4 protein-coding genes are annotated in these 8,646 nt (G+C 69.0%); all 4 read right to left on the reverse strand.

Annotated elements, in window-relative coordinates:
- Positions 1 to 4,559: amino acid adenylation domain-containing protein (locus tag ACZ597_RS35440; protein WP_471339549.1), on the reverse strand; the 4,559-nt coding region annotated here is incomplete at its 3' end.
- Positions 4,560 to 4,803: 244 nt separating this feature from the next.
- Positions 4,804 to 5,793 carry a hypothetical protein gene (locus tag ACZ597_RS35445; RefSeq protein ID WP_471339551.1) on the reverse strand — a complete coding sequence of 330 codons (990 nt, stop codon included), beginning with the start codon at positions 5,791 to 5,793 and terminating at the stop codon, positions 4,804 to 4,806.
- Between the two features lie 95 nt (positions 5,794 to 5,888).
- Positions 5,889 to 7,142: a cytochrome P450 gene (locus ACZ597_RS35450; protein WP_471339553.1), complete on the reverse strand. Its 1,254-nt coding sequence runs from the start codon at positions 7,140 to 7,142 to the stop codon at positions 5,889 to 5,891.
- Positions 7,143 to 7,182: 40 nt separating this feature from the next.
- The gene (locus tag ACZ597_RS35455; RefSeq protein WP_471339557.1) at positions 7,183 to 8,496 is read right to left on the reverse strand and encodes an aminotransferase-like domain-containing protein; all 1,314 of its coding nucleotides are present in this window, start codon (positions 8,494 to 8,496) and stop codon (positions 7,183 to 7,185) included.
- Positions 8,497 to 8,646: the final 150 nt, after the last annotated feature.

Below are 8,646 nucleotides of genomic sequence, written 5' to 3' on the forward strand. Positions count from 1 at the left end.
GCCGAAGGAACCATGAACGCCGGCAGCTCCCCGCCGACGTGAGCGCGCAGGGCGTCCGCCCCCGGCCCACCAGGCCCGGACTCGGCCACCACGTACGCCACCAGGCGCTTGTCGCCCGGCCGGTCCTCCCGCACCACGACCGCGACCTCCGAGAGGCCCGGGAAGCCACCGAGTACCGCCTCGATGCCGCCCAGCTCGATCCGGAGCCCGCGGATCTTCACCTGGTCGTCGACGCGGCCGACGAACTCCAGCTGGCCGTCCCCCCGCCACCGCACCAGGTCACCGCTGCGGTACACCCGGGCCTGAGGATCGTCCGAGAACGGGTGCTTGATGAACCGTGCCTCGGTCAGCTCGGGGCGGTTCCAGTAGCCCCGGGCCAGGCCGGGGCCGCCGACCCACAGTTCGCCGGAGACGCCGGGGGGGACCAGGACCCCGTTCTCGTCCATGACGAACACCTCCGTGTTCGCCACCGGCCGGCCGATGGGGATCTTGCCGGTCCGGGGGATGTTCCGGTCCACCCTGTAGCTCGTGGTGAAGACCGTCGCCTCGCTGGGCCCGTACCCGTGGATGAGCCGCTCGGGCGCCCAGGGCCCGTCCACCAGTGCGTCCACCGCCGGCCGGTCGATCGCCTCGCCGCCGTAGAAGACGGACGTGACTCCGTCAAGGAGATCGGGGCAGTCCAGCAGGTGCTGGCGCAGGAGGGGGGCCGTCAGCCACATCATCGTCACCTTGTGGTGACGCAGGGCGGCCTTGAGCGTGACGGCGTCGAGGAGGACGTCCTTGTCCATGACGGCCATGGCGGCCCCGTGCGTCAGGGCGGGCCAGCATTCGAAGGTGAAGGCGTCCCAGGAGAAGTTGGAGGGCTGGGCCACGACGTCGCCGGACCCGAGGTGGGCGAACAGGTCGTTGTCGACTATCCGGCAGAGCGAACGGTGTTCGATCATCACACCCTTGGGGGTGCCGGTGGAGCCGGAGGTGAAGATGACGTGGGCCAGGCTCTCGGGGCCGACCGGCACACCGGGGTCCGTGCACGGCCGGGCGGCGATCTCGTGCCGGTCCTGGTCCATCAGCAGCCGCTCGGCGGGTGTGTCCCCGAGCCGGTCCTGGAGGCGGGCCTGCGTGACGACCAGCGGAGCATTGACGTCCGCCACCATGAACTCGATCTGGTGTACCGGGTACTCGTGGTTGAGCGGCACGTAGACGGCGCCCGCCTTCAGCACGCCCAGCACCGCGACGACGGCGTCGAGGCCGCGCTCGACACAGATCGGTACCAGCTGCTCCGGGCGCACCCCGAGGGCGATCAGGTGGTGGGCGAGCTGGTTCGCCCGTGCGTCGAGCTCGCCGTAGCTCAGCTCCTCCGCGCCGCACACGACCGCCGGCGCGTCCGGCGTGCGGGCGGCCTGCTCCTGGACCATCCGGTGGAGGGTGGTGTTGTCGGCGTACGGCACCGCCGTGTCGTTGCACTCGACGACGAGCTTGTGGTGCTCCTCCGGGGAGAGGATGTCGATGCGGCTCAGAGAGAGGTCCGGGTCCGCGGCGACCGCGGCGAGCAGCCGCTGGAAGCAGCCGGCGAGCCGCTGTGCGGTGTCCGCGGAGAACAGGTCGAGGGCATACCCCAGCCGCCCGCTGATCCCGCCGGGGACGCCGTCCCCCGCCTGCTGTTCGAAGAGTTCGAGGGTCAGGTCGAACTTGGCGACGTCGGTGTCGGCCAGCCTCACGTCCGCGGTCAGGTACGGAAGGTCCAGCCGGACGGAGGTGTTGTTCTGCATGGCCAGCAGTACCTGGAACAGCGGGTGCTGGGCGGTGGAGCGCTCGGGGTTGAGTTCGTTCACCAGGTGCTCGAAGGGGAGGTCCTGGTGCGCGAAGGCCTCCAGCGACACCTCCCGTACCCGGTCCAGCAGCTGGTGGAAGGAGGGGTCGCCCGTGGTGTCGGTCCGGATCACCAGGGTGTTCACGAAGAATCCGACCAGATCGGCCATGGCCTCGTCGGTCCGGTTGGCGATGGGGGTACCCACGGGAATGTCGTGCCCCGCGCCCAGCCGGGAGAGCAGCGCGGCGAAGGCGGCCTGCACCACCATGAACAGACTGGCCTGATGGGTACGGCCCAGGCCGATCAGGCGTCGGTGCAGCTCGGCGTCCAGCTCGAAGGAGACCGAGTCGCCGCGATGGGTGGCCACCTTCGGCCGGGAGTGGTCGAAGGGCAGCTCGAGCTGGTCCGGGAGTCCCTCCAGTGCCTTGGTCCAGAAGGCCAGCTGCTCGCTCCCCAGGGAGCCGCGGTCCTCCTCCCCGCCGAGGAGCTCACGCTGCCACAGCGTGTAGTCCGCGTACTGCACCGGCAGCGCCGGCCACGACGGCTCCGTCCCTGCGCACCGCGCCTCATAGGCAAGGCCGATGTCGCGGGTCAGCGGAGCCACCGACCATCCGTCGGAAGCGATGTGGTGCGTCAGCAGGAACAGGACGTGCTCGGTCTCCGACAGGGCGAACAGACGGAACCGCACCGGCGGGTTCACCGCCAGATCGAAGCGCTCCGCGGCAAGAGCCGAGATCTCCGCGGGCAGGGCCGTCTCGTCGGTCTGCACCACCTCGAAGTCCCGCATCGCCCGGATCGCCGGCAGGACCTGCTGGAACGGCACGCCCTGAGCGTCTTCGGGGAAGACGGTACGCAGGCTCTCGTGCCGGTCCGCCACGTCCTCGAGCGCGGCCCGCAGCGCGTCCCGGTCCAGTCGCCCCGACAGACGCACGGTGAGGGGAAGGTTGTAGGTGGCGCTCGTCTCTTCGAGCTTGTCGAGGAACCACAGGCGGTTCTGCGCCGGGGACAGCGGGATCCGCTCCGGGCGGGCCATCGCGGTCAGCGGGGGCCTGGCCGCACCTGCCTCCGCGACCCGGTCGGCGAGGGTGGCGACCGTGGGGGCCTCGAACAGCGTACGCACCGGCAGCTCGGCCCCCAGGACCGAACGGATGCGGCTGGCCAGGCGGGTGGCGAGGAGGGAGTGCCCGCCGAGTGCGAAGAAGTTGTCGTCGATGCCGACCTCGGGCACGCCCAGGACGTCGGCGAACAGTGCGCACAGGACCTCTTCCCGCGGGGTCCGCGGACCGCGCCCGGCTCCGGTCGCCGGCAGGACGGGGGCCGGCAGGGCCCGCCGGTCCAGCTTCCCGTTGGTGGTCAGCGGGAGCCGGTCGAGCACCACGAACGCCGAGGGCACCATGTACTCGGGCAGCTGACCCGCCACCTGAGCGCGCAGGGCCTCGACGTCCACCCCGTCGCCGTGGCCCGGATCGGGTACCACGTAGCCCACGAGGCGCTTGGCGCCCGGCTGGTCCTCCCGGACCACGACCACCACCTGCGACAGGCCGGGGGAACGCCCCAGCACCGCCTCGATCTCGCCGAGTTCGATGCGGAAGCCGCGGATCTTGACCTGGTCGTCGGCCCGGCCCACGAACTCCAGCAGTCCCTCCCGGGACCAGCGGGCGAGGTCGCCGGTGCGGTACATGCGGCTGCCGGCCGGGCCGAAGGGATCGGCCACGAACCGCTCCGCCGTCAGGTCCGCACGCCCGAAGTAGCCCCGGGCCAGCCCCGTACCCGCCAGGTACAGTTCCCCGGCCTCTCCTGCCGGGACCGGCGACAGGGCCTCGTCGAAGACATAGGCCCGCATCCCGTCCAGCGGACGGCCGATCGGCAGCGGCGCCGGCAGCTCGCTGTCGCGCGTCCACGGCTGCTGCGTCGCGTACAGCGTGGTCTCGGTGGGACCGTACGCGCTGCGCACGACGATGTCCGGGCAGCGCTCCACCACCCGCCGCACCGCGGTCGGGGAGACCACGTCGCCACCCGTGATCACCTCATGCGCACCCGCGAAGCAGCCCGGGTCCTCCTCCGCCATCACCTGGAACAGACCCGCGGAGACGTCCAGGGCGGTGATCTTCTCGTCGGCGATCAGCCGCGCCAGCGCCGCCACGCTCAGGTCGCCTTCCGGCGTGATGACCGTCCGCCCGCCCTGCAGGAGCGGCACCCACAGGCCGTAGATCGAGGGATCGAACGCATACGGAATGACCATCAGGACCCGTTCGTGCGCGCCCGGCTCGAACATGCTGTCCACGACCAGCTCGAGTACGTCGCGGTGGGTGACCGCCACGCCCTTGGGGCGGCCCGTCGAACCGGACGTGTACATCACGTACGCCAGCTGCTCCGGCCGCGTCTCCACGCCCGGGTCGCCGACCGGGTAGCCGGCCAGCTCCGCGTCCTCGTCCACCACCACGACCACGGGTGCGGCGGGCAGGCCGCGCTCGCGCATCGCCGCATCCGCCAGCAGCACGGGCGCGGACGTCTCGTCCACGATCCACTGCATCCGCTCCAGCGGATAACCGCTGTGCAGCGGCAGGTAGAACGCCCCCGCCTTCATTGCCGCCAGCAGCGCGACCACCAGGTCCACGGAGCGTTCCATCAGCACCGCGACCGGCGTCTCAGGGCCCACTCCCAGACCCACCAGACGGTGCGCGAGCCGGTTCGCCCGCTCGTCCAGCTCCCGGTACGACAGCTCCCGCCCGGCACACCGCACCGCCACCGCGTCCGGAGAACGCAGCGCCTGAGCCGCAAAAGCCGCCTGCACCGATTCGCCGATCAACTCCGCGTGCGACTCGGACGACCGATCGTCGGCAAAATCAACAGCATTTGCAGCATGCATTGCTCGTTACTCTCTTTCGGTGTTGAGATCGCACGAATGCGCACCTGCTCGGCAGCGCGGGGATTCTGGCTGTGCAGATCAGCAGGAACGGAACACTAAGATGTCTGCGGAGACGCGCGGCGGACTATTCCGCCGGCCGGTCCGGAGTGGCGGCGCCGATTCGGCGGTCACGGAATCGCTGGAGGATGTCCACCGCGGGAACCGTGGAGCCGGGCGTGCGGAGACTCGATTCGCGGTCGCCGCCGAACCTCGAGCAGACCGCGATGTGCGCGTCGTAGGCCGTCGCCATCGCACCGAGCAGCTGATTGTAGGACTTGTCGACGGCCGGAGCGGGGGACGCGAGCAACGGCTTGACCCGGTTGAGCAGCTTGAGCAGGATCCGGTGATCACGCAGCTGGAGACCGCTGAACTTGGCATTGATGTAAGGCGGCATCATCGCGGGACGTACGGCATCCGTGTAATGCGCGCGCGTGAAGTCGCCGGCGTACCGCATCGACGTGCCGGACCCGATCATCAGCACCGTGGCGTCCTCGAGCAGCCGGCAGGCGCTGTCGATGTCGTCCGGATCGTCCTTGAGGTACTCCTCCAGGCAGCCGACCGATACGATCAGCGCCTGGATGAGCGCGAAGAACACCTGGTGACCGAGGCGCCAGCGAACCAGGGGATCGCCGTCCACGTCGTCGAGGCTCATGTCCGCGTCATGGGTGCGGGCGCGGGCCGCGTGCTCGAACGGCGTGCCGGCCACTCCGATGCGCCACAGCGTGTGGAAGGTGGCCCAGAACGCCTCGCGCAGTTGGGCCCGTTCACCGGTGCAGAGGCTCATCCCGACCGAGATGGCGTCCTTGAGCTGGCTGCGGAGGGCTTCGAGCATGGTGTAGGTGAACGTCTCGACGGGGTTCCCGCCGACCCTGATCGCACCGAAGAACAGGTCGTGTTCCTCGTAGAGGTCCGCCGGCAGGGCATTTCGCTCCACATCGGTGTACTTGGCGGCACCGGCCGGGGCGGCCAGGCAGGCCAGGGCGGCGTCGACTGCGGCCAGTGCGCTCCGGTCGGAGCTCTGCGGCGCCATGTCGATCACGGTCCGCAGGGCGTCCGCGGTGCGCTGGTTCATCATGCCCGTGATGGCGCTCCTGGAGGCGGGAAGGTGCTCCGCCTTCAGCAGGTGGAGGGGCGGCATCTCCGCGTGATGGGGCTGGACTTCTAGCTCGATCACTTCGCGAACTCCTTCGAGTCGGATCGACTGGGGGTGAGGGAGACCGGCAGGCTGCTGTATCCGCGGAGGAAGGTCGAGTAGAGCGCCTTGGGGTCGCCCGTGAGCTCGATCCGGTCCACCTTGCTGCAGAGGGTCTTCAGTACGGCGGTGATCTCGGCTCGTCCGAGGTACGACCCGAAGCAGAAGTGGGCTCCGTAGCCGAAGCCCAGGTGCTTGTTGGGGGTCCTCGCCAGGTCGAACGTCTGCGGGTCCGAGAAGACGCTTTCGTCGCGGTTCGCGGAGGTGTTCCAGAGGATGACGTGGTCGCCTTCGCGGACCGCCTGGCCGCCGAGGGTGACATCGGCGGTCGCGGTACGGCCGATGTGCATCGCCGGCGTCGTCCAGCGCACGATCTCCTCGACAGCCGCGGCGGTCGAAACCCGGCCTTCCTTCAGCGCGAGCCACTGGTCGGGGTGCTGGGAGAAGGCGAGGAGGGCGCCGACCATGGCCAGGCGGCTGGTGTGGTCTCCGGCGAGGATGAACCCGTAGCAGTTGAGGACCACTTCGTCATCGGTCATCGGCTCACCGTTGATCTCGCAGGTGGCCATCGCGCTGATCAGGTCGTCCTGCGGATTCTCGCGACGGGCCTCGATGATCTCCTGGCAGTAGACGAGGAGTTCGTTGCGGGAGAGCCAGACGTCCTCTTCGGTCTGCCCCTCGTCGTCCGCGCTGACCGCCTCCCGGCTCAGGTCGAGCAGGTACTTGTGGTCCTCGGGCGGGAAGCCGAGCAGATCGCAGATCGTTCCCATGGGGACGATCTCCGCGACCTCCTTGGCGAAGTCGAAGGTCCCGGTGCCGACGGCGCTGCCGAGGAGACGGTCGACCCGCTGCTGCACCCTGTCCGTCACCGCTCCGCGGATCCGGGGGCTGAACGCCTTCAGCAGGATCGTCCGCATGGCGTTGTGGCGCGGCGCATCGGTGAGCGCGAGGATCTTGCCGGCCGCCGGGTCCCCTCCCGGCTTGTGCAGCGAGGACATCATGTTCCCGCGCTTCGAGCTGAATCGCCCGGGGTCCTGCAGAACGGCCATCACGTCCGCGTGGCGGGACACCACCCAGAACTCGGACCCGCGGTCCGTGGCCGGGTGCAGGTATATGGGCTGTTCGGCCCGAACGCGCCGCCAGAAATCTTCCATGTCAGTGTGCAGGAAGGTGTTCGGGTCCGTGAGGTTCACGCTATTGAGATCGTCGGCGATTACGCCTGTACTCGACATGGAAATCTCCTGGCTTTCAAAATGAGTGACTACTGCGAGTTCATTCCTTGCCGGAAAGATCGGCGATCAGCATCGCCAGACGGTCCAGCGCCGCCTCGATCTCGTCCGGCGACACCACGCTCACCGAAAGGCGCAGCTGCTTCTCGCCGCCGCGGCCGTCGTAGAAGTGGCTCATGGGTGTCCACAGCACGCCGTACTTGCTGGCGCCGTATTCCAGCGCGGCGTCGTCGGCAATGAACGGAACGGTGACCACCACGAAGAATCCGCCGCCGGGCGCGTTCCACGAGACCTGGTGGTTCCCGTCGCGGGGGAAGCGCCGTTCCAGCCCGTCCAGCAGCAGCTGTAGATTTCGGCTGTAGAGCTGTATTTCTCGGGTATTCGCCTTGACCAGACTGCAGTCGTGCTCCAGCAGCTTGCCTCCCGCTATGGCCTGGGCCACGGGGGGCGTGTTGACGGTGAGCATGCTTTTGATCTTGGACAGTTCGTCCGCGAAGAGCGTGGGGGCTCCCTGTGCGCCGGCCACGCGCTGGTCCGCGACGGCGAAGCCGATCCTGGCTCCGGGGAAGCAGGTCTTGGAGAGCGAGCCGAGATAGACCACCCGCCGCGACGTGTCGAGGGCCTTGAGCGTGGGCAGCCGCTGACCGTCTCCGGCCTGGAACAAGCCGTACGGATTGTCCTCGAGGATCAGCAGATCGTGCTCGGCCGCGATGGCGAGCAGTTTCTGACGGGTCTCCAGGTCGAGGCTCGCGCCGGAGGGGTTGGCGAAGTCCGGGACGAGGTAGAAGGCCCGTGGCCGCTTGCCCGCGGCGCGCACCGCCTCGATCTGCTCGACCAGGTGGTCGAGGTCGATGCCGTCCTCGTTCTCCCGCACCGGCCACACGGGCATGTCCACCAGCCTCGCGGCACCGGTCAGTCCGACGTAGCACGGCGAAACCGCCAGCACGACGTCGCGCTCGTCCGTGCGGAGCGCCCGGAGCACCAGGAACATCGCCTCCTGGCAGCCGACCGTGACGACGATCGACTCCGGGTCTACGTCGATGCCCTCGTCGCGGGCGAGATGCCGGGCGAGCAGATCGTGGATGATGCCCTTGGTCCGGCCGTACTGGAAGAGGGTGCGGCGGACGGCTGCCGCGTCCGCACCCTTCTCGGCCGCCAGGTAGTCGCTGAAGACCTGCAGGTACCGGGGAAGGTCGTCGGCGTCGAAGAAATCTTCACTGGGCCGGCCGGCGGCGAGCGAAATGGCTTCCGGGAATCGGTTGACCACCTCGTTCAGGAAGTTCATGGAGGCGAGCGCCGGATCCCGGAGCGCTGAATGCAGTCGGTCCGTGCTCAGGTCGGCGGCCAGGAGTTCCACTCCGCTGTCGTTCATGCGACCTCTCTTGCCTAGGAGGAACAGCGATCCCGCGACTACTTGGTTGCGAGTTGGTTGGGTGTGGGGGTTGTGGTGGTGGTGGCTTCTTGTGTGGCTTGTTGGATGGAGCGGTTGCTGAGTGCGGGGAGGCTG

It is taken from the genome of Streptomyces sp. NPDC040718 (assembly GCF_055593565.1).